Here is a 22,430-nt window from a genome sequence, read left to right on the forward strand (position 1 = left end):
GTTCTAACCTGTACTTCAGTGTATGGCGATGAATATATAGCTCGCTTGCTGTTTCTTTGATACTTTGATTGAAAAAAAGATAAGCTTCAAGTGTAGTAATGAGGTCTATACCTTTTGAATCAAGTAGATTTCCAATGTATTTTTGGTAAAACTCTTCTAAATCTACCCCTGATTCTTTCATTTCAATGAGTAATTGATATACGCCAAAATCGTTATAATGGACTATGGATTTTGGTTTAAATAGAATTTGGGAAAATCGCGCTGCTTGCTCAGATTCAGCAGCACTTTTGTGTAATTGATAAACGTCGGCAGTTGTTTTACCAATACCTATAGCTATTTGTTCATTTGATAATGTCGAATTCCAATTATTCAAGAGGTTCTCAGCTAACTCTAAAATATTTAATCCAGGTTTTGCTTCCACCAAAATAATGACACTATCGGATTTTGTCCTCATGAGGTAGGGGATTTTTGACTTTCCCATGGTGTATTGAATAGTTTCGGTTAACTCATTGTATTTTTCCTTGATTTTCTCCTCTTTCAATAATGGAAAATAAATGTATATGATACTTTGTGGATTCGTTAGGTCTACTCCCAGTTTACGTCCTCTCTCGATCATATCTTTATTATTTGGGATTATAGGATTTAATACTTCTTCCAGGAAGTCACTAGTGAGCCTCAATTGTGTCTCCTCCACTGCTTTCCTCCGCAAAAATTCAATCGCAAATACAGTAGTGGCATGCTCAATTGCAATTGAATCCAATTCATCCGATAACCTTTTTTCCTTTATAATGAGTAGACTTCCATAGGTATTTTTATTAGCTATAATAGGTTGACTATTAATTTTGTAGTTATCCATTTGTTTTTCATTTAGATTTTTTAAATTGTTAATATCAATGAAGTCATGTTTTATGTAGGAACTTATTATTTCATCTTTTGCTATAAGGATTACACTTGCATCAATTATTTCATGAAGGGTTTTTGTAATGGGGTCAAATCCGTGTTGTTCTAATACAAGCCGTGTAAAATCCTGATGGATTCGTAGTGAATATTCAAATGTTTGGCTTTGTTTGTTAACAATTTGTACCAGTAGTTCTTTTGTAATCATAGAAAAGTTTATGTTCGCTGGAATTTCAATTAAAGGTAAGGCATATTCATCTGCGATGGTAATAAATGATTTTGGAATTTCCTTTAAATAAAATCCTGTATATATAGCTATTCCAGATAGTTTTCCGATGGATAAAAGCTTTTCGAATTCCTTGCGTTTCTTCGTATTTTCTCCTAATCCGAATCCTGTTGTGATCAAAAACTCTCCATCTTGTAAACGATAGATATCTTCAATTACCTCCACAATAGTTACCCATTTGATCCAATTTTGTAACCCCTTTTTTCCAGCCTTTAATTTTGTTTGTTTCATGATAGGCAGTTGCAAAGCTTCTGAAATCCGAATAGCCATAGATAGCCCCCTAGTGATTAAACTTAGTTTATCCTATCATCCATTATACGCGGTGTATAATGGAACATCTATTTTTTCATACGTTTGTCAAATTGTTATCTGTCAGAAATTTTAATAAAGTTTTCATATACTCTTATAATTCCAAAGGAGATGTAATGGATGAAGGAACGAGATTATTTAATTAAACCGGTATTAGGACAGCAATATCCAATAGCTGCATCTGCAAAAGGCATATATATATATGATCAGGGCGGTAAGAAATATATGGATGGGTCGTCTGGAGCTGTAACGGTAAGTATTGGACACGGTGTACAGGAGATTATTAAAGAAACCCTTGCACAGGCAGAAAAAATTTCATTTTCTTATAGATCACAATTTACCAATGAACCGGCTGAAAAACTAGCAGAGAAATTGAGTCAATTGGCTCCGGGAGATCTTAATTGGTCATTCTTTGTAAATAGTGGTTCAGAAGCGACCGAGACAGCGATGAAGATTGCTATACAATATTGGCAAGAAAAAGGACAACCACAAAAGGATCGCATTATATCTAGGTGGACTAGTTATCATGGCATTACAATGGGAGCATTATCCATGTCAGGACATATATTAAGAAGACAGAGGTTTGCAGCGATGTTAGCTGATTATCCTTCAGTAGCTGCCCCTTACACTTATCGTCGACCTGATCATTTAACTGAAGAAGAATTTGGTCTTCTTTGTGCTCAAGAACTTGAAATGGAAATTAGGCGTATTGGGGAAGAACGTGTTGCTGCATTTATTGCCGAGCCAATTATAGGTGCTTCTGGGGGGGCCATCACTCCACCGGCTAATTACTATCAAAAAATCAAGGAGATTTGTGAGCGTTATAACGTCCTATTTATTGCAGATGAGGTAATGACAGGAATAGGCCGTACTGGGAAGATGTTTGCAATAGAACATTGGAATGTTACTCCAGACCTCATTACTCTAGGAAAAGGAATGAGCTCAGGGTATACCCCAATGGCAGCTACTCTAGTCAGTGATAAAGTTATGGAACCTATATTAAATGGATCTAAGTCCATTATGGGAGGCCATACTTATAGTGCCAATCCTCAATCTGCAGCAGTTGCGCTAAAGGTTATTAAATACGTTGAGAAACATCAATTGGTAGAAAAGGCAGAAGAACAAGGGGTATATCTTATGAGTAAATTGAAAGCGCTTTTAAAGTCTTGCGAAATGATTGGGGACGTAAGAGGAAAGGGCCTTTTAATTGGAATGGAGTTTGTAGCCGACCGTGAAAAGAAAAACCCGTATCCACCTGAATTAAATGTAACAAATAGGGTAATTAAACAAGCCTTTGAAAAAGGGTTACTTGTTTACCCAGCGTCAGGAGCCATTAATGGAATGGGGGATGCTATTATCATTTCGCCACCTTTGGTTATTACAAAAGATGAAATTGATAGTTTAGTAGATATTTTAGAAGAAGCAATTTCTGAAGTGCAATGTGAACTCAACATGGAGGGCAAGATCAATGCTACTGTCCAAGTCTAAACAAGGAAAGGTAAGTACTTTAGAGGCTGCCCTTCAAAGAATTTCCGACGGATGCTCCTTAATGTACGGAGGATTTGGTGGCATTGGCACTCCCCCTACCATTGTAGAAGGGATATTGAATAAAGGATGTAAACATTTAAGTTTAATAGGTAATGACGCAGGTTTCCCGGACGTTGGGGTTGGGAGATTGATTAGTTCAGGAAGGGTGAAGAAACTAATTACTTCTCATATTGGCTCCAACCCAATAGCCGGTCAATTAATGAACAAGGGGGAAATGGACGTAACATTTTCTCCACAAGGAACGTTGATTGAACGTATTCGAGCCGGTGGTATGGGATTAGGTGGTATTTTATCCGATGTGGGATTAGCCACGGTTGTAGAGGAAGGAAAGACACATATTACTGTAAATGGACAGGTATTTTTGATTGAAACAGCATTAACTGCTGAAGTATCTATAATCCATGCTTCAAAGGCTGATTATCTTGGAAATCTCGTATTTGATAAAAGCGCACGTAATTTTAACCCTTTAGTTGCCATGGCGGGGGATTTTACGATAGTTGAAGCAGATGAGATTGTTCAAGTTGGTGAACTTGATCCAGAATCGATTATAACCCCTGGAATCTTTGTGGATATGGTAATTCCAAGTGAAGGAGTGAATTGGAAATGGGTTTGGGAGTAGAAGAACGCCATCGTATCGCTAAGCGCGCTGCCCAAGAAATAGAAAATGGAATGATTGTTAATCTAGGAATAGGCATTCCTACATTAATTGCTGATTATATCCCATCGGATATTTCTGTCCAATTCCATGCCGAAAATGGAGTGTTGGGCACTGGTCCGACACCAAACAGGAGTGATATTAATCCTAATTTATGTAATGCCGGTGGTTATCCCTGTTCGGTGGTTCAAGGAGCCTCCTTTTTTGACAGTGCTACTGCATTTGGCATGATCCGGCGAGGCCGTTTAGATGTTACCATTTTAGGAGCCCTTGAAGTAAGCGAAGAAGGCGACCTGGCAAATTGGATAGTTCCTGGAAAACTTGTCCCTGGTATGGGTGGGGCGATGGAGTTGGCTCAAAAGTCTAAAAAGGTAATTGTATTGATGAACCATACAAACAAACAAGGTAAATCGAAAATACTGAAGGAATGTACACTACCACTTACCGCTAAAGGTTGTGTTAGTTTGATCATCACTGAAATGGCTGTGATCGAGGTAACGCCACAAGGATTAGAGTTAAAAGAAGTTATGGAGCCTTACACAGTGGAAGATGTAATTAAACATACAGATGCACAATTGAAAGTATTAAAAACCACAGGAAAAGTTTAGGAGTGAATGAAATGGAAGATGCCGTCATCGTATCAGGAGTTCGTACTGGAGTGGGTGCATTTGGAAAGTCCCTTAAAAGTGTTTCCGCCACTGAAATGGGAAGACAAATATTGGAGGGTTTAATGGATAAGACCACTCTTACCAAAGCGGATGTAAATGAAGTGATATTTGGACATGGATATGTACATGGGGGAGGATTGAATTCAGCTAGAATATCATCGCAATTAGCTGGATTCCCAACGAGTGTTCCAGGACATGTAGTGATCAAGGCATGTGGTTCTAGTTTAAAAGCGATTACTAACGCGGCCTTAACGATTAAGGCCGGTCAAGAAGAGGTGGTAATTGCAGGTGGGGTAGAGAATATGAGTCAGGTCCCATATATAGTTAAAAATAGATGGGGGACAAAGTTTGGGAACGTAGAAATGGAAGATGCCCTATTAACTGATGGTTTAATTTGTTCGTTGGAAAATGAACATATGGGAATGACGGCCGAACGCTTAACGCAAATTTACGGTATCTCCCGAGAGGAACAAGATAAATTTGCCTTTGATAGCCATAAAAAGGCAGTTCAGGCTATTGAAAATCATTATTTTAAAGATGAAATTTTACCAGTTCAGGTCACCGATACGAAAAGAGCTTACCTATTCAGGGCAGATGAGTCTGTACGCTCGGATATTCAGCTAGAAAAATTAATCAATCTTCCACCTGTTTTTAAATCGGATGGGTCAATCACTGCTGGGAATGCGTGCCCTATGAACGATGGAGCAGCAGCAGTTTTAATGATGTCAAAAAAGAAAGCTATACAAAAAGGTATTAAACCTTTGTTAAAAGTGAAAGCATTTTCCAGTGCTGGTGTTGAGCCAGGCATTATGGGGATTGGACCTGTTCCAGCAACAAAAAAAGCACTGGAATTAGCCGGATTAACTTTAGATGATATTGGTTTGATTGAGCTTAATGAAGCCTTTGCAGCACAGGCATTAGCTGTTATTAAAGAACTAGAGTTAGACTATTCAAAAGTAAATGTTAATGGTGGAGCTATTGCATTGGGGCATCCAGTTGGAGCAACTGGTGCTAAGCTAACTGTTAGTCTAATGAATGAAATGTTACGTACCAAAACAAAGTATGGAATGGTGACGCTATGTATGGCCGGAGGAATGGGGCTTACCGTCATATATGAAAACCTAACATTATAACCACATTAAAGCGAGGTGAACTGTATTGCAATTAATCAAAGAACAAATTCAAACATGGTTAACAGAGCATTATGAAGAAGGTACAGAATTATTACAACGACTTGTACAATCTCCTAGTATTTCTAAAAATGAGGCAAAAGCGCAATCAATAATCACTGAAGTATTATCGAATATGGGGTTAAAGGTGGATGCCTGGGAGCCATGTGGAAAAGAATTAACCGAAAGTCCCTACTTTTGCTCGTCAAGGGATGATTTTACAGGAAGTCCTAATGTTGTAGGTGTTCTACCCGGAACAGGCGGTGGCCGTTCCATAATCTTAAACGGACATATTGATGTTGTCCCTGAAGGTGATCATGAACAATGGACAGATGTTCCCTATAGTGGAGCGATTAAGGAAGGAAAAATGTATGGTCGTGGTGTTACGGATATGAAAGGTGGGCTCGTTTCATTTCTTTTAGCCTTACAAGCCATTCTGCAACTCGATATTAAGCTTAGAGGCGACGTTATTTTTCAGAGTGTTATAGAAGAAGAGAGTGGTGGAACAGGGACTTTATCTGCTATTCTAAAAGGCTATAAAGCTGATGCTGCACTAATCACTGAACCTACAAATATGAGAGTTTTCCCTAAACAGCAAGGATCCATGTGGTTTAGGATCTTTGTCAAAGGACGGTCAGCCCACGGGGGAACACGATATGAGGGAGTAAGCGCTTTTGATAAAGCAATGGTACTAGCGGAGCAAATCAGGGCTTTGGAGTTTAAACGGAATCAACTTATTAATGATCCTTTATACGAGCAGACACCTATCCCCATTCCTATTAATATCGGAGTAGTTTCAGGAGGAAACTGGCCATCTTCAGTACCTGATTTGCTGAAAATAGAGGGAAGAATGGGTGTAGCACCTAACGAGAAGATAGAAGCTGCACAACATGAAATGGAGGAATGTCTACAACAACTTTCAGTCCTGGACCCATGGTTTAAGGAAAATCCACCTGTCTTAGAATGGTTTGGTGCTCGATGGCTACCAGGGGAAATCGATCTTGAACATGATTTGATGAATACGTTAGTTCACCAATATAGAGAAACTACTGGTGAAGAACCCGTGATAGAGGCTTCTCCTTGGGGAACTGACGGGGGATTGCTTACAGAAGTAGGGGAAATTCCAACGGTGGTTTTTGGACCAGGGACAACGGAAATGGCACACTTCCCGGATGAGTATATTGAATTGGATAAAGTTTTTAAATCTGCAGAAATTATTGCATTAACTATAATTCAGTGGTGTAGTATCAAGGATAATATCTGAATTAAATGAAAATGAAATAATTAGTTCAGCATAAAACGGCTGATTTAATTTAGGAGGGTATTATGGCTGAATTAGATAATGAACAAGGTCTCAAAAGGGTAATGAAAAGTCGCCATTTATTTATGATTGCTTTAGGTGGTGTAATCGGTGCAGGGTTTTTCAACGCTTCAGGTTTTACGATTAGTCAGGCAGGCCCTATAGGCGCAGTTTTAGCCTATATGATGGGCGGACTTATTATGTATTTAGTTATGCTGTGCTTAGGGGAATTGACAGTGGAAATGCCAGTATCCGGATCTTTCCAAGCTTATGCGACTAAATACATTCATCCATCGACAGGCTTTACAGTTGGGTGGATTTATTGGATTGGGTGGTCTTCTACCGTAGCCTATGAAATTATCATTATAGGTTCGCTGATGCAAAGATGGTTCCCTGATATTTCTCCATGGATCTGGTCGTTAATTGCAGGAATTGTACTATTTTCTGTAAATGCCCTTTCTGCACGCAGTTTTGCTGAAACGGAATTCTGGTTTGCGAGTATCAAGGTAATCGCTATAATCTCTTTTATCTTTATTGGGTTAGCCGTCATTTTTGGTATTGTACCAATTGAGGGTGAACCAGCGGCTCCTTATTTTACACACTTAACAGAATTTGGCTTCTTTCCTAATGGAATGTTTGCAGTAGTTATTGCTATGATGGCTGTTAATTATTCATTAGGCGGTACGGAACTTATAGGAATTGCTTCTGGTGAAAGTGAAAATCCCGAGAAGACGATCCCTAAGGCCATAAACCAAACTGCTTACCGAATAATATTATTCTTTGTTTTGTCAATAATCATCGTTGTTTCTATAGTTCCTTGGCAACAAATCCAGCCAGCTGCCAGCCCGTTTGTCACAGCACTAGATAACATCGGTATACCATATGCAGCCGATATTATGAATTTTGTCATTATTACCTCATTACTATCTGTTGCTAACTCTGGTCTTTATACTACAACCAGGATGTTATACTCTCTTTCTAGTTCTAAGATGGCACCGAGATCCTTTCAAAAGTTAACCAAACAAGGTGTGCCTTTACTTGCTTTAATGGCTAGTATGGGAATCTCCTGTGTGTCCATTCTTGTTTCAAAAGTAGCGGCTGAAACGATTTATACCTGGATCCTTTCTGTAGCAGGAATGGCATCCATGTTGGCTTGGATGAGTATTGCGGCATCTCAGTATTTTTTCCGCAGACGATATTTAGCTGAAGGAGGAAAAGTTAGTGATCTAAAGTTTCGGACCCCATTTTACCCTTTAGTTCCTATCTTGGCATTTGTCTTTAATCTAGTTGTATTAATAAGTTTAGTATTTGACGAAGGAACTAAATTGACTATTTATATTGGTGTTCCAGTAGCCATTGCTTTTCATTTGATATATATTTTATTTTTGCAAAAACGCGGAAAGAAAGATGTTGGGTCATCAGTTCAAGAGGAGTATGAAAAGGTGCGATTAATTAATAAAAGTTAAAAGTGAAAGATAAATAACAGATAATATGGCTCAAGTGCAAACAAGTTTCTTCATATATAAACGGCAAAATTGAAGATCATTGAACCGTACTGCTCAAGAACTGTTGGGTTTGTTTGGCATAAAGGCTGGTCATGAAATGATATTGTAAAGAGCTACATTCAATATACGATGGAATTTTTGGAACATAAAAAAAGTGACAGTTAATTCTCTATTCCCCTTAAAAAGGTTAAATTGTTCATTTTTCCTGGTGTATAATAGAATATTGAGAATGCCATTTAGGGGGATTACATAGTGAGTAGTGGTTTTAATATTGCGGATATGATATACCAATTGTTTTGCCTTGTATTTCTAATCCTGATCATCGTTGGGACCATATCGCTTTTCCGTTCCATGAAGCAACGTAAAACCAGACTGGATATCATGGAAAAGAAAATGGATGATTTACAGGAACTGATTAAAAGAGGTAAAAATTGACGGCGGCATCGTTCATACTGCAGGAAAACTCGAAGAAAAGCGAGTTTTCCTGCAGTTTTTTTAATTCGGTAAAATTCCAGTTGATTGGAACGGAAGGTACGAGACTCCTGCGGGAAAAGCGTGTCCAAGGGAGATCCCGCAGACGAGCGCCGAGGAGGCTCCCGGACCGCCCGCGGAAAGCGAGTGCCTGGAGTGGAAATCTCGGATCAGATTTACAAACCCCAAAAAAAGTTCCAGTTGATTTCAGAAAGCCGCTTCCTTTCCGCTGACTGCCTGCCAAGCCTCACCAAAGCAAGCATCTAGCAGGTCTCGGCTAGCCAGTTATTCGGCAGGAGTGTCACAAATTTCTTCAATTCAGTAAGGGTTTAACAAACTGGACAGCTGCATGTTGCAGCTGTTTTTTCTATGCAGTGGAGGCATTCTGGTTCAAACTCCGGCAATTATAAAAAATCTATAGTGAAATAACTTAGTGAAAAGCACTGTCTCAGAATTTGAAAAAGAGGATTGGATTTTGAGCATCAATGGAGAGACATAAAAAAATAGAAAAAGAAAGTGAATTGTAAAAAATAAGCAGTTTTACATAGGGGTGTTGGGATCGTGGTGCAAATTTCATGTACGGCTGCTGGTATGGAAGATGCATGGTTTGTTGCGGTGTTTTACCCTATAATGGAATAGATGTGTATTTAAGGATTCGGTGAAAAAGTCTACCAGGAATGCTTGACCCTATAACAAATCGGCGGAGATGGAGAAAGCTGAACATCCGATCCTTTTGTTAGGTAACTTTTGAGAAGTGGGAGGAGTCGGTATCATGAAAGAAGTTATTGCAGTAAAAGAAATTACTATGTTTAAAACACGGACGGAGGAATTTAGTCCGTACGCTTGGTGTAAACAGATGCTAGAAAATGACCCCGTAAGTTATCACCAAGGAACGGATACGTGGAATGTTTTTAAATATGAAGATGTGAAGCGGGTTCTCAGTGATTATAAACATTTTTCAAGTGTTCGGAAACGGACTACCATTTCGGTTGGAGCGGATAGTGATGAAGGTTCCATTCCTGAAAAGATCCAAATCACTGAAGCTGATCCACCTGAGCATAGAAAACGCCGTTCACTGCTTGCCGCAGCATTCACACCTAGAAGTCTTCAAAACTGGGAACCTCGCATTCAGGAGATTGCTGATGAATTGATCGGAGAAATGGATGAGGAAACGGAGATTGATATTGTGCAATCATTGGCGAGTCCTCTTCCAATCATTGTCATGTCGGATTTGATGGGCGTTCCCTCGAAAGATCGTTTATTGTTTAAGAAATGGGTGGATATCTTATTCCTTCCGTTTGATAAAGAAAAACAAGAAGAAGTAAATGAATTGAAGCAAGTGGCAGCAAAAGAATACTATCAGTATTTGTATCCGATTGTTGTGCAAAAACGATTGAACCCGGCGGATGATATCATTTCAGATCTATTGAAGTCTGAAGTGGATGGGGAAATGTTTACGGATGATGAGGTTGTCCGGACGACCATGCTGATTTTAGGAGCGGGGGTCGAGACAACAAGTCATTTACTGGCCAATAGCTTTTATTCGCTGCTATACGATGACAAAGAGGTTTATCGAGAGTTACATGAAAACCTGGATCTGGTTCCGCAGGCGGTCGAAGAAATGCTCCGTTTCCGATTCAATCTTATTAAATTGGATCGCACCGTAAAGGAAGATAACGATCTATTGGGAGTGGAATTGAAAGAAGGGGATAACGTTGTTGTTTGGATGAGTGCAGCCAATTTGGACGAAGAGATGTTTGAAGATCCTTTCACCCTTAATATCCACCGCCCTAATAATAAGAAACATCTTACCTTCGGAAATGGCCCTCATTTCTGCCTGGGAGCGCCGTTGGCCAGACTCGAAGCAAAGATTGCGCTTACTGCATTCCTGAAGAAATTCAAGCATATTGAAGCGGTGCCATCATTCCAGCTGGAAGAGAAACTTACCGATTCAGCAACCGGGCAAACTTTGACATCACTGCCGCTTAGGGCGTTCCCTACAGTTTAAAAAACGAAAAAACCTTGTGCACTAACCTGCATAAGGTTTTTTTCTTTGGCTCTTTTCGTAAAGATTGTTGTTTTTAAAAACTAAACGATTTAAGGTTGATTGGAGCGCAAGTGCGAGACTCCTGCGGGAGCAGCGGGACAGGTGAGACCCCACAGGCGTTTACGCCGAGGAGGCTCACCGCCCGCCCCGCGGAAAGCGAGCATCTGGTGGGGAAATCAACCAACCGCTTTACAATAGCAACAAAGTATGCGAAAACAGCCTTTTCTTTTTAGTAGGGACGCATGGCATACAGGTTCCTGTCACTTCCTGAAACGGTCGGCATGAAATGTTATAGTAACCTGAAGTTGAGGTGACAATGACGAATAGGGTAGTATGATAAAGTAACGAATTTTGTGCCCAGGCATGTACCGCGAATTAGGTTGACTGGCGATCAAGCATTTACGTTAAACCATGCAATGATGAAGATATGGTAAAATGGAAATTTCCAAATGAAACGGTTTTAAAAAGTGAAAGGATGTTATTATGAAATTAAAGCAGCAATTAACCATTGCCTTTATAATAAGTGTACTTTCTTTGATCGGGTTCAGTTTCATGGCATTTACCATAAGTGCAAATGAATACCTGAAATTTGATCAAGATGTGATTTCCTTGGTGCAAGGAATGGAATCTCCCCTTCTGACGGACATCATGAAGTTCTTTACCTACATAGGTTCAACCGTTTCCATACTCATCCTTTCCTTGGTCATTTTGTTTTTCTTATATAGGGTTTTGAAGCATCGTTTGGAACTAGTCCTATTCACTGCAGTCATGATTGGTTCACCTCTTCTCAATTTGATTGTTAAGCTATTCTTTCAACGCGCCCGGCCCGATTTACATCGGCTCATCGAAATAGGGGGGTACAGTTTCCCCAGTGGACATGCCATGAATGCATTCTCTTTATACGGTATTCTCACGTTTCTGCTTTGGCGTCACATTACGGCTAGGTGGGCGAGGATTCTATTGATTCTGTTCAGCATGATGATGATCCTCTCGATCGGTATAAGCCGAATATATTTAGGGGTCCATTATCCTAGTGATATCATTGCCGGATATTTGGCAGGTGGTTGTTGGATTGCGATTTCCATTTGGTTTTTCCAAAGGTATCAAGACCGGCGGAAGAACAAAGATCGTTAATAAAGGAAGCAAGGTTATACAAGATAAGCAGCCGGCAGGTAAGTCAGCTGTTGATTCAAGAAAGTTAGGAGCGTATTAATTGGAAAACTGGATTACGGAATTCATGAATGATTTTGGATATATGGGTATCTTTCTATTGATAGCATTGGAAAATATTTTTCCGCCGATCCCGTCTGAGGTCATTCTTACTTTTGGCGGTTTCATGACGACTACAGCGAACATGACGATCATGGGTGTCGTGATCGCATCGACTATAGGGTCAGTGGCAGGGGCAGTCGTCCTTTATGGAATTGGTTTACTTCTAGATGTGAAGGTCATTGAAAAGTTCGTGGAAAGATGGGGCCATATTCTTAGATTAACGGTATCGGACGTCCATAAGGCGAATTCATGGTTTGACAAGTACGGGTCATGGACCGTGTTTTTCTGCAGATTGGTTCCGCTGATCAGAAGCCTGATTTCGATTCCGGCTGGCATGTCCCATATGAGTTTTTGGCTCTTTCTGCTTTACACAACAGCCGGAACACTGATTTGGAACATCATTTTAGTGAATATCGGTGCAGCTGTTGGATCTTCGTGGGAAGATATTGTAGGGTATATGGACATTTATTCAAATATCGTTTATGCGATATTGGCCTTGTTATTCATTATTTTCGTTGTTTTGATTTTAAGAAGGAATAAAGGCAAAGTATAATTTCAGTTTAGTTGATTGGGCCGTTAGAGTCGGCACCTTCATTACATAACCGAAAATGAAAACCAAAGGCTGTCATTGCGACAGCCTTTTTCTTATGGAGAAGGCGGCTGAACTCAGAATAAAGGGGAAGTGCTTTGGACAAAATGAGTGAAACGAAAAAGGAATGAGGTTCGGTGCTATGGCTTCTTTTTTCAAACAAAAGAGACAAGTGAAGCAACGTGAAAAGAAAAAGGAAGATGACAATCAATCCAAAAGCAAAACGCCTGATTATATTGAAAGTTCCATTTCTGCCAATCTGGAAATTGTGAAGAAAAGGACGGGAAACAGTCCGGACATCATCATCCGTACGTTGAAAATCGGTCAAAATCCGGAGATGAAAACAACAATCTTGTATGTGCAAGGCCTGGTTGATAATCCAAGCGTCACGGACTTTTTAATTGAGTCAATCATGAAAAATCCTCATCTATCAGAAAAAATGCTTCCACAAGAAGCATTGGATATAATCTCTGAAGACGTGGTTTCCCTCGGTGGTGTAGAAACTGTCAAGGATTGGGAAAAATTGTTTTTGTCCTTATTATCAGGGGACAGCATCATTTTGGTTGATGGAATAAACATCGCCCTGGTTGCCAGTACAAGAGGAGGAGAACAGCGCTCGATTCAGGAGCCAAGCACGCATTTGACTGTCCGGGGATCAAGAGAAGGGTTTACGGAATCGAATGGAACGAACATCGCCATGTTACGCCGGATCATCAATACCCCGGATTTATGGGTAGAGTCGATGAAAATTGGGACGGTGACAAAAACGGATGTTTCCATCATGTATATAAATGGAATTGTCATAGAAGGGATTGTTGAGGAGGTCAAGAAGCGCTTAAATCGAATTAACATCGATAGCATTCTTGAATCAGGATATATTGAACAATTGATAGAAGACCAGGTCATGACCCCATTCCCAACCCTTAATCATACAGAACGGCCGGATATGGTCGCAGGGAACCTACTGGAAGGAAGAGTGGCTATATTCGTTAATGGAACGCCTTTTGTCTTGGTGGCACCGGCCTTATTCGTCCAGTTTTTCCAATCTGTCGAAGATTACTATAATCGCTTCGATATTGCTTCAGCCACACGCTTTTTACGGATCATCGTTTTCATTATTTCCATAGTCGGACCGGCTGTCTATGTTGCAGCCACGACTTTTCATCAGGAAATGATCCCAACGAAGCTGCTGATCATCGTTGCGGCCCAAAGGGAAACGGTACCATTGCCGGCCGTCGTTGAAGCGCTTCTCATGGAAATGACCTTTGAAATATTAAGGGAAGCAAGCCTTCGGATGCCAAAGGCTGTTGGTTCGACCATGTCCATTGTCGGAGCATTGGTGATTGGGCAGGCGGCAGTCCAGGCTGGCGTCGTATCGCCGGCAATGGTCATCATCGTTTCGATCACGGCGATTGCCAGTTTTGCTACCCCATCTTATGCAATAGCCATTTCCGCCCGTATAGTGCGGTTTGGATTTATCATTTGTGCCGGTGTTTTAGGTTTTTATGGCATGATTTTAGCCTTTATTGTCCTTATTGTCCATTTATGCAGCCTTCGTTCACTTGGAGTTCCTTATATGACACCGCTGGCCCCTCTGAATCCGGCAGGGTTAGGCGACACATTCTTCAGAAGACCGATGTGGGCGTTTAAAGAGAGGCCAAAGTTATTAACCAACAAAAATAATCTGATAAGGGAAGGCGATAATCAAAGACCTCTGCCTCCTGAATCGCGTGGAATGAAAACTTCTGACCAGAAAAAAGGTGAAGGCAATGAATCGTAAAAGATTAGTCCTGCTCTTGATGTTGATCGGCACTACATTCACCTCCGGCTGTTGGGATAAAAAAGAGTTAAACGAAATGGCCATCGTTGCGGCAGTGGGAATCGATAAAAATAAAGAAGGGAAATTAGTGGCAACGTTTCAAACCATTAATCCAAGCAATGTTGCGGGAGCTCTTCAAGGAGGCGGCGGAACAAATCCACCCATCTCCATTTATAGGGCCAGCGGAGATAATATATTGGAAATGGATAGTAATGCTTCAAACGAAATTTCAAGGGATATGTATTTTGCCCATGCAAACCTGATTGTCATAGGTGAGGAAATAGCAAAAGAAGAGGGCATCAACGCGATTTTTGATGCCTTTGAACGTTCCCCTGAATTTAGGGCGACTACGAGGATCGTGATTGCCCGTGGTGTAAAAGCAAGGGAAATAGTCGAAACGCTGACGGCAATCGATAAAGTAACAGCGGAAAAAATCATCAGGACAATTGAATCTACGGAAAAACAGCAAGGTGGAAGTGTCAATATGAATCTTCAAGAAGTGATCAAGAATCTTGTAAGTACCGGAAAAGAACCGGTAATAAGTGGTTTTACCGTGAAGGGCCAGAAAGGGAAAGCAGACACAATGGAGAACACTCAGTCTTCGGATATTAAGGCAAACCCAAAGGCAGCTGGTATAGGTGTTTTTAAAGATGGAAAATTGATTGACTGGTTGGATGGTGACATGGCAATAGGCTCAATGTGGGTAATGGATAGGATTGAAAATACAAACCTGAACATTGATTGGAAGGGCAAAAAAGACGCAATAACCTATAAAGTGATTCGCCAAAAAACCAATGTTTCGGTAAAAATGGAAAATGGTAAACCAAAGGTATTTATAAAAGTCTATGCAGAAGGAGATATTCGCGAAGCGAATGTTCCTGTGAACCTTGGAAGTCCGCACGTTCTGATAGACATTGAAAAGGAATTGGCAAAAGATTTAAAAAAGGAGATGGAAAGTGCAATCGGTCGTGCTCAAAAAAATAAATCCGATATTTTTGGAATTGGTGAAATCATGCATGAATCCCATCCAAAAGTATGGAAGAAGTTAGAAAAGGATTGGGATGATGCTACTTTTTCTAAGCTGGAGGCACAGGTACAGGTAAAGACTTTCGTTCGCCGCACAGGATTACGTAATAAGCCGTATCTTTCAAATATTAAAAAGGGTGATCAATAATGGGAAGGAAGTGGCATCCTCATGGAAAAGGCAAAAATTAGCGGCTATCAGCTGTTCGTCCTTATTTTCCTGTTTGAAATGGGCAGTGCTCTATTGGTTCCTCTTGCAGGAGATGCTAAACAGGATGCTTGGCTAGTCATTCTTATTGCGATGATAGGCGGTTTTTTATTATTTTCCGTTTATTATGGCCTTTTTCAATACTACCCTGATCAGCTGTTAACTGATTTTGTAAGAAGTATATTGGGGAACTTCTTAGGAAGGATAGTAGCCTTTTTATACATTCTTTATTTTGTATATCTCGCTGCAAGGGTGCTGAGGGATTTCGGGGAGACGCTGCTTACTTTTGCCTATCCTCATGTTCCATTATTTTTTGCTAATGCAACATTCATTTTGGTAACGGTATTTACGGTTCGTAAAGGGATAGAGGTAATGGCAAGGACGGGTGAAATATTTTTTGTCTTGGAGAATTTACTTTTCCTGACATTCGTTTTTCTGGTAGTCGTTTCAGGCATGATCCATTTAAACAACTTAAAGCCCGTTTTCGAAATCAGTGGGGCGGAGATGATGAAAATGGCCTTTACTGAAACCATATACTTTCCATTTGGCGAAATCATTGTCTTTTTAATGATTTTTCCTTATTTGAAAGAACCTCAGCGACTGAAAAAAATTGGGAGCGGGGGTTTGGTTGCAGGCGGTATTTTTCTCGCGTTTACAATGGCTATGAACGTAGCGGTACTTGGAGTGGATCTTACAACTCGTTCGCAATATCCTCTGCTTTCACAAATTCAGTCCATTGAGATCGCTGGCTTTCTCGAACGCCTCGATGTTTATTTTTTAGTGAAGCTGATGATTGGCGGGTTCATCAAGGTAAGTATATTTACCTATGCAGCGGTAACGGGTACGGCGAATGTTTTCAATGTTAAACAGCCCTCCAGACTTGCTTACCCCGTAGGCATTGTCATTTTACTGATTTCCATTGTAATCGCAAGCAACTATTCGGAACATATCCAAGAAGGATTAGACGCCGTTCCGATCTATATCCACCTCCCATTTCAAGTGATCATCCCGATGCTTCTCTTGATCATTGCCTTTTTTAAGAATCGAAAAAGAAGCAAGGCCAGCACCAAAATAAGTTCCTAAAAGGGGAATAGATGAAAAATGAAAATCTTCGGTATTACGGTTTTGATGCTCATTCCATTAGTGGCCTTTTCTTTAGGTATGGATATTCTTTTAGGATTTGATTTGGATAATTCAATAAAGCATGCCTTGAACCCTTTTTTGGTGAAAGACCCGGCTGAACTAATCCTATTTCTTGTTCTTCTTGTGGCTTTATTGTTCAGCTTCATTTATCGAAAAAAAAAGAAAGGCAACAAAGTCAAAGGGCAACAATAAAGTTGCAATTCGTTGCTGAACTAAAGATAAATTCCCTCATTCAAATATTGAATTGAATGAGAGAGTTTGTCTTTTTGCTTTTTTGCAACCTCGTATACCCATTTCATAGTATGATGATTAAATGAGCTTTATTTTTTAGCGGAATGTAAAATCAATTAACAAAAAAACCTCAGGAGGGAGGACGGCAATTTGGATATCAAATTAAATCAAAAAATCATAAAAGACATGTGCGGGGCCGTCTCCTTCAAAAGAGGGGAAGCTTTTTATCGAGCCAATAAAGTGACATTTGAAAGTTTCCGTCCTGATGGTTGTGAAGCAACGGTTAAAGGAATGGAAGATTTCCATGTCTCGATTGAAGTGGATTCTGTCGGTGGTTTTCGGACTAAATGCAGTTGTCCATCGTTAGCTTCCTACCAAAAGGATTGTCAGCATATTGCAGCTGTTCTGCTGTCGGTTTGCGATCACCAGCGAGATGGAACGATCCCTGATGGCCTTAATGTATCTCGTTCTGATATTTCAGCCAATAAGAAGTTGTCTGAGGGTTTGCTGACCCTTTTCAATAATCAGCCTGTACGCAAAAGCGGTCATCAGCGCCACTTTGAAAAAAGAAAGATGCTTGAAGCGGAATTTACATGTAAACCGGTATGGATGGGAACGGATCAATATATGTTAGGACTGGAAATGAAAATCGGTTCTTTCAATGTGGCGAATGTCCGGGATTTCCTGAAGCGAGTTAAAGAAGGAGAGCCTGCCCAAGTGTCCCTTTCATTTATATATGACCCGGTGCTGCATTGTTTTCAGAATGAAAATGATTCCGTGCTTCAGGAGCTTATTACAGTGATATCGGATGAAAAAGTCTATGTTGATGCCCTGACTGATAAATCTGAATACACATTGGACAATCACTTATTACTTTTGCCTCCATCTTCTTTTCGAAGGCTTGTCCCCATCCTTGAAGTGGCGCCAGCGGTGAAGCTTGCCTATGGCGGCCTTACATTCAATGGCTTTCGTGTATCAAACGGACCGCTTCCTTTACAGTTTGACTTTACTGAAAGCGAGGTCAAAGGCTATCAACTGAATATTAAAAGGCTGCACGAGATGATTGTCATGAATGCATACACATTGGTTCTATTTGAAGGGAAATTGGTTCAGCTCGAAAATGAGGATTTCCAACGCCTTTCAGAGTTAAAGCAAATGATGGAGGATTCGGGGATGAATCAAATTCCAATCCATCATGACCAGCTGGAATTATTCATGGACAAAGTGGTACCAGGTTTGAAAAGACTCGGTAAAGTCCATATAGCAAGATCCATCACTGAATTGTTCTTGAAGATACCGCTGGTTGCGAAGCTATACTTGGATCGTGTGAAAAACAGGCTGCTTGCGGGACTGGAATTCCAATATGGGAATATCGTGATCAACCCTTTGGAAAAACAAGAATCCAAGGTGATAAGGGATGTAGAGAAGGAGGCGGAGATACTAAAGCTGATGGAGGATAGCCAGTTTGCCAAGACGGACGGCGGCTATTTCTTGCATAACGAAGAGTTGGAGTATGAGTTTTTGTACCACATCGTTCCGAAACTCCAGAAGCTGGTGCAAATCTATGCCACGACCGCTGTAAGAAACCGAATTTCCCGAGGGAATGCTGCACCGCGCATTAGGGTGAAAATGAAAAAGGAACGTACTAATTGGCTCGAATTCAAATTTGAAATGGATGATATCCCAGATAAACAAATACGTGAGGTCTTAGCAGCGCTTGAAGAAAAAAGGAAATACTATCGTTTAAGGAATGGATCGCTGCTTTCCCTAGAAACAAGAGAATACGAGGAAATCAATCGGTTTCTTCATGCACTCCCCGTACAGGATGAAGACTGGGAAAGCAGGCTGAACATGCCAATCGTAAAAGGGCTGCAGCTCCTTGATTCAGTTAATGACAGCCAGACATTCACAATGGAAGAATCCTTCCGGCAGTTTTTGGATAACATCAGGTATCCGGGCGCTTTGGAGTTCGAGGTGCCAAATAGTCTGGACCCGATTTTGCGTGAGTATCAAAAAAACGGCTACAAATGGATGAAAATACTTGCCCAATACGGTTTTGGCGGGATTCTTGCTGATGATATGGGTTTGGGAAAAACATTGCAAAGCATCGCGTTCATTTTATCCGAGCTTCCTGATATCCGTAAGAAAAGGGTTCCGGCGCTTATTGTCTGCCCATCATCATTGACCTACAATTGGCTGAGTGAATTCACAAAATTCGCTCCTGATATCCAAGCCGTCATCGTGGATGGCGACAAGACGGAAAGGACGAAGCTGCTTAAGGAAGTAGGTGACGTGGATGTTGTGATCACCTCTTATCCATTGCTCCGGAAAGACATCGCATCGTTTGAAAAAGAGGACTTCCATACGGTGTTCTTTGATGAAGCACAGGCCTTTAAGAACCCAGTGACACAAACGGCACGAGCGGCCAAGAAGATAAAAGCGGCACATCGCTTCGCATTGACTGGTACGCCCATCGAGAATTCACTAGAAGAGCTCTGGTCCCTTTTCCACGTCGTATTCCCTGAACTATTCATGGGGTTAAAGGAGTACAGCAACCTCTCAAGGAAGCAGATTTCCCGCAGAATCCGCCCTTTTTTGCTGCGGAGAATGAAAGAGGACGTACTGGCGGAACTACCGGAAAAAATCGAGTCCCTGGAATCGATGGAACTGCTCCCTGATCAGAAGAAACTGTACGGCGCCTATCTGGCGAAGCTGCGGCATGATACGCTGAAACACCTGGACAAGGACACCCTCCGGAAAAATCGGATCAGGATCCTCGCAGGCTTGACCCGGCTACGGCAAATATGCTGTCACCCCGCCTTATTTGTGGACGGATATAAAGGCGGTTCAGCAAAATATGAGCAACTGATGCAAATTGTCGAGGAATCGAAGCTTTCTGGAAGACGGGTGCTGATTTTCTCGCAATTTACAAAAATGCTTCAAATGATCGGCAGGGATCTAGCCATGAAAGGACAACCCTTTTTCTACCTGGATGGGCAAACTCCATCAAAGGAACGTGTGGAAATCTGCAATCGGTTTAATGCGGGAGAACGGGATATATTCCTCATTTCATTGAAAGCGGGCGGTACGGGTCTCAATCTGACGGGTGCCGATACAGTCATTCTATATGACCTTTGGTGGAATCCGGCAGTTGAAGAACAAGCTGCGGACCGTGCTCATCGAATGGGGCAGAAGAATGAGGTTCAAGTCATCAAACTTATTGCCCGCGGCACAATTGAAGAAAAAATGAATGAACTTCAAGAGAAGAAGAGAAACCTTATTGAAGAAATCATCGACCCTGGGGACAAGTCGCCGTCTGCCCTTACAGAAGAGGATATCAGGGAAATCCTGATGATATAAGGAGGGGAATGCGGTTACACAGCTTTTTAACAGACAGGAACAATTTATGAATTGAATAGTCTAGTCATGAGCATTTCTTTATAATGAGGAATGCTTTTTTTCTTTTTTAAAAAGAAAAGGATATTTAGGTAACGATAATAATATAATATAAAACAACAATGTTTTATTGTAAAACGATAAATCGTATGATAAATTAAATGGACAATAAATAAGTGGGGTGCTTTTTATGAAACTAGGAACAACACTCTTTTTAAAGATAGCTGTCATTCTTATTGGACTGCCTGTTCTTGCTTTGTGCATCTTTTTTGTGCCTGAGATAGCGAACTTTGCAGCAGAATTATATTCGGATATGACTTATTTGAAATATCTCGTTTTAATCGATTTGTATGCATCGGCGATACCTTTTTACTTTGCTCTATATCAAGCCTTTAAACTTTTAAGTTATATTGACAAGAACAAAGCTTTCTCGGAATTATCTGTAAGAGCTTTAAAGACAATAAAAAATTGTGCAATCACAATCAGTGGCTTGTATGTGGTAGGCATGCCGCTCTTTTATCTCATAGCGGAAATGGACGACGCCCCAGGTATCATATTGATCGGAATGGTCGTTATTTTTGCTTCAATGGTGATTGCAGTCTTTGCTGCTGTCCTTCAAAGGCTTTTACAAGAAGCCATCGATATAAAATCAGAAAATGACTTAATAGTCTGAGGTGAATAACTTGGCGATAATAATCAATATTGATGTGATGCTGGCTAAAAGGAAAATGAGTGTTACAGAACTTTCCGAGAGGGTTGGAATAACGATGGCCAATCTTTCCATATTGAAAAACGGTAAGGCAAAAGCGATTCGATTAACAACTTTAGAGGCGATTTGTAAAGCTTTAGAATGTCAACCCGGAGATATATTAGAATACCGAAATGATGAAGGAACTCAAGATTGAAAAAGTGGAAGAACAAGAAAGACTTCAGCAAAGGGGAGTCACTTAACCATTAAAAAAATGGAGGCACCAATCATGAGAGCACTGAAACAACTCGTTCGTTTTGGTTGGGAGCAGGTTTTATCATGCTTGTTCCCTGCCGTTATTTTTGCCTCTTTGGCTATTACAAAATTCATACCGCTTCCCTTCCTGCCGCGGTATGACTGGCTGCTCATCATCTGCCTTCTGATGCAGTGGTGGATGGTGCGTTCCGGGCTTGAAACAAAGGATGAACTGAAGGTCATCACACTGTTCCACCTTATTGGACTTGCTCTTGAACTTTTCAAGGTACATATGGGCTCCTGGACTTATCCAGAGGAAGGCTATTTCAAAATTTTTGGTGTGCCGCTGTATAGCGGATTCATGTACGCAAGTGTAGCGAGTTATCTTTGCCAAGCGTGGAGGAGGTTAAAGGTTGAACTGGTCAAGTGGCCGCCGTTTTTGGCCGTTGTATCCCTTGCTGCTGCGATTTATTTGAATTTTTTCACCCACCATTATTGGATTGATGTTCGTTGGTGGTTATCTGGACTTGTCATCATCGTCTTTTGGCGATCATGGGTCACATACGAGGTTGGCGGAACTCATTATCGTATGCCAATCGCACTTTCATTCGTTCTCATCGGATTTTTTATATGGATAGCCGAAAATATCGCAACGTTCTTTGGAGCTTGGGAATATCCAAACCAAACCGATGCATGGAGTCTCGTTCATTTAGGGAAGGTAAGTTCATGGCTCTTATTAGTGATTGTTAGCTTTCTTATAGTAGCGACGCTAAAACAAGTTAAGTGGAAAAGTTCCACTAAGATGGATGCAAGTCAATTTTTATAAAAGGCTGTTTTCGCTACTTTGTTGCTATTTACCAAGTAAAGGGGTGTGGTTGATTTCCCATCCAGATGCCCGCTTTCCGCGGGGCGGGCGGTGAGCCTCCTCGGCGTAAACGCCTGTGGGGTCTC

19 protein-coding genes are annotated in these 22,430 nt (G+C 40.8%); 18 read left to right on the top strand and 1 reads right to left on the bottom strand.

Going from position 1 to position 22,430, the window contains the following annotated elements; all coding sequences use genetic code 11:
* Positions 1–1,453 (bottom strand): PucR family transcriptional regulator (locus tag ACFVSH_RS13515; RefSeq protein WP_387706385.1); only part of this gene is annotated, 1,453 nt, incomplete at its 3' end.
* 159 nt (positions 1,454–1,612) lie between these two features.
* Between ACFVSH_RS13515 and ACFVSH_RS13520 the strand changes: the two genes are divergently transcribed.
* The 18 genes from ACFVSH_RS13520 (at position 1,613) to ACFVSH_RS13605 (ending at position 22,305) form a co-directional block, all read left to right on the top strand.
* Complete coding sequence (locus tag ACFVSH_RS13520) at positions 1,613–2,980, top strand: aspartate aminotransferase family protein (protein WP_387706387.1); 1,368 nt, start codon at positions 1,613–1,615, stop codon at positions 2,978–2,980.
* Positions 2,961–3,659 (top strand): CoA transferase subunit A, encoded by a 699-nt coding sequence (locus tag ACFVSH_RS13525; RefSeq protein WP_387600847.1) that lies wholly within the window; start codon positions 2,961–2,963, stop codon positions 3,657–3,659. The genes ACFVSH_RS13520 and ACFVSH_RS13525 overlap by 20 nt, the downstream gene beginning before the upstream one ends.
* Positions 3,644–4,303, top strand: a complete 660-nt coding sequence (locus tag ACFVSH_RS13530; protein ID WP_260285568.1) for a 3-oxoacid CoA-transferase subunit B — start codon at positions 3,644–3,646, stop codon at positions 4,301–4,303. The genes ACFVSH_RS13525 and ACFVSH_RS13530 overlap by 16 nt, the downstream gene beginning before the upstream one ends.
* A gap of 11 nt (positions 4,304–4,314) precedes the next feature.
* Positions 4,315–5,496: a thiolase family protein gene (locus ACFVSH_RS13535; RefSeq protein WP_387600851.1), complete on the top strand. Its 1,182-nt coding sequence runs from the start codon at positions 4,315–4,317 to the stop codon at positions 5,494–5,496.
* A gap of 25 nt (positions 5,497–5,521) precedes the next feature.
* Positions 5,522–6,796 (top strand): peptidase, encoded by a 1,275-nt coding sequence (locus tag ACFVSH_RS13540; RefSeq protein ID WP_387706389.1) that lies wholly within the window; start codon positions 5,522–5,524, stop codon positions 6,794–6,796.
* 62 nt (positions 6,797–6,858) lie between these two features.
* Positions 6,859–8,298, top strand: coding sequence for an amino acid permease (locus tag ACFVSH_RS13545; protein WP_387706391.1), 1,440 nt, complete (start codon positions 6,859–6,861; stop codon positions 8,296–8,298).
* A gap of 291 nt (positions 8,299–8,589) precedes the next feature.
* The gene (locus ACFVSH_RS13550) at positions 8,590–8,772 is read left to right on the top strand and encodes a DUF4083 family protein (protein WP_387600860.1); all 183 of its coding nucleotides are present in this window, start codon (positions 8,590–8,592) and stop codon (positions 8,770–8,772) included.
* 805 nt (positions 8,773–9,577) lie between these two features.
* Positions 9,578–10,816, top strand: coding sequence for a cytochrome P450 (locus ACFVSH_RS13555; protein ID WP_387706399.1), 1,239 nt, complete (start codon positions 9,578–9,580; stop codon positions 10,814–10,816).
* Between the two features lie 522 nt (positions 10,817–11,338).
* Positions 11,339–11,989, top strand: a complete 651-nt coding sequence (locus ACFVSH_RS13560) for a phosphatase PAP2 family protein (RefSeq protein ID WP_387600863.1) — start codon at positions 11,339–11,341, stop codon at positions 11,987–11,989.
* 79 nt (positions 11,990–12,068) lie between these two features.
* Positions 12,069–12,680, top strand: coding sequence for a DedA family protein (locus ACFVSH_RS13565; protein WP_260285562.1), 612 nt, complete (start codon positions 12,069–12,071; stop codon positions 12,678–12,680).
* Between the two features lie 178 nt (positions 12,681–12,858).
* Positions 12,859–14,496: a spore germination protein gene (locus ACFVSH_RS13570; protein ID WP_387600868.1), complete on the top strand. Its 1,638-nt coding sequence runs from the start codon at positions 12,859–12,861 to the stop codon at positions 14,494–14,496.
* On the top strand, positions 14,486–15,709 hold the full coding sequence (locus tag ACFVSH_RS13575) for a Ger(x)C family spore germination protein (protein ID WP_387600871.1): 1,224 nt from the start codon (positions 14,486–14,488) through the stop codon (positions 15,707–15,709). Before ACFVSH_RS13570 ends, ACFVSH_RS13575 begins: the two co-directional genes overlap by 11 nt.
* A 21-nt stretch (positions 15,710–15,730) precedes the next feature.
* Positions 15,731–16,849, top strand: coding sequence for a GerAB/ArcD/ProY family transporter (locus ACFVSH_RS13580; protein ID WP_387600874.1), 1,119 nt, complete (start codon positions 15,731–15,733; stop codon positions 16,847–16,849).
* Positions 16,850–16,867: 18 nt separating this feature from the next.
* Positions 16,868–17,101, top strand: coding sequence for a YczF family membrane protein (locus ACFVSH_RS13585; RefSeq protein WP_387600877.1), 234 nt, complete (start codon positions 16,868–16,870; stop codon positions 17,099–17,101).
* A gap of 189 nt (positions 17,102–17,290) precedes the next feature.
* Positions 17,291–20,500, top strand: coding sequence for a DEAD/DEAH box helicase (locus ACFVSH_RS13590; RefSeq protein ID WP_387706393.1), 3,210 nt, complete (start codon positions 17,291–17,293; stop codon positions 20,498–20,500).
* Positions 20,501–20,726: 226 nt separating this feature from the next.
* Complete coding sequence (locus ACFVSH_RS13595) at positions 20,727–21,209, top strand: DUF2975 domain-containing protein (RefSeq protein WP_387706395.1); 483 nt, start codon at positions 20,727–20,729, stop codon at positions 21,207–21,209.
* A gap of 10 nt (positions 21,210–21,219) precedes the next feature.
* Positions 21,220–21,441, top strand: coding sequence for a helix-turn-helix domain-containing protein (locus ACFVSH_RS13600; protein ID WP_387600886.1), 222 nt, complete (start codon positions 21,220–21,222; stop codon positions 21,439–21,441).
* Positions 21,442–21,513: 72 nt separating this feature from the next.
* Positions 21,514–22,305 (top strand): DUF817 domain-containing protein, encoded by a 792-nt coding sequence (locus ACFVSH_RS13605; protein ID WP_387706397.1) that lies wholly within the window; start codon positions 21,514–21,516, stop codon positions 22,303–22,305.
* Positions 22,306–22,430 lie beyond the last annotated feature (125 nt).

It is taken from the genome of Peribacillus sp. NPDC058002, from assembly GCF_042886655.1.
GTDB classification, from domain to species: Bacteria; Bacillota; Bacilli; order Bacillales; family DSM-1321; genus Peribacillus; species Peribacillus aracenensis.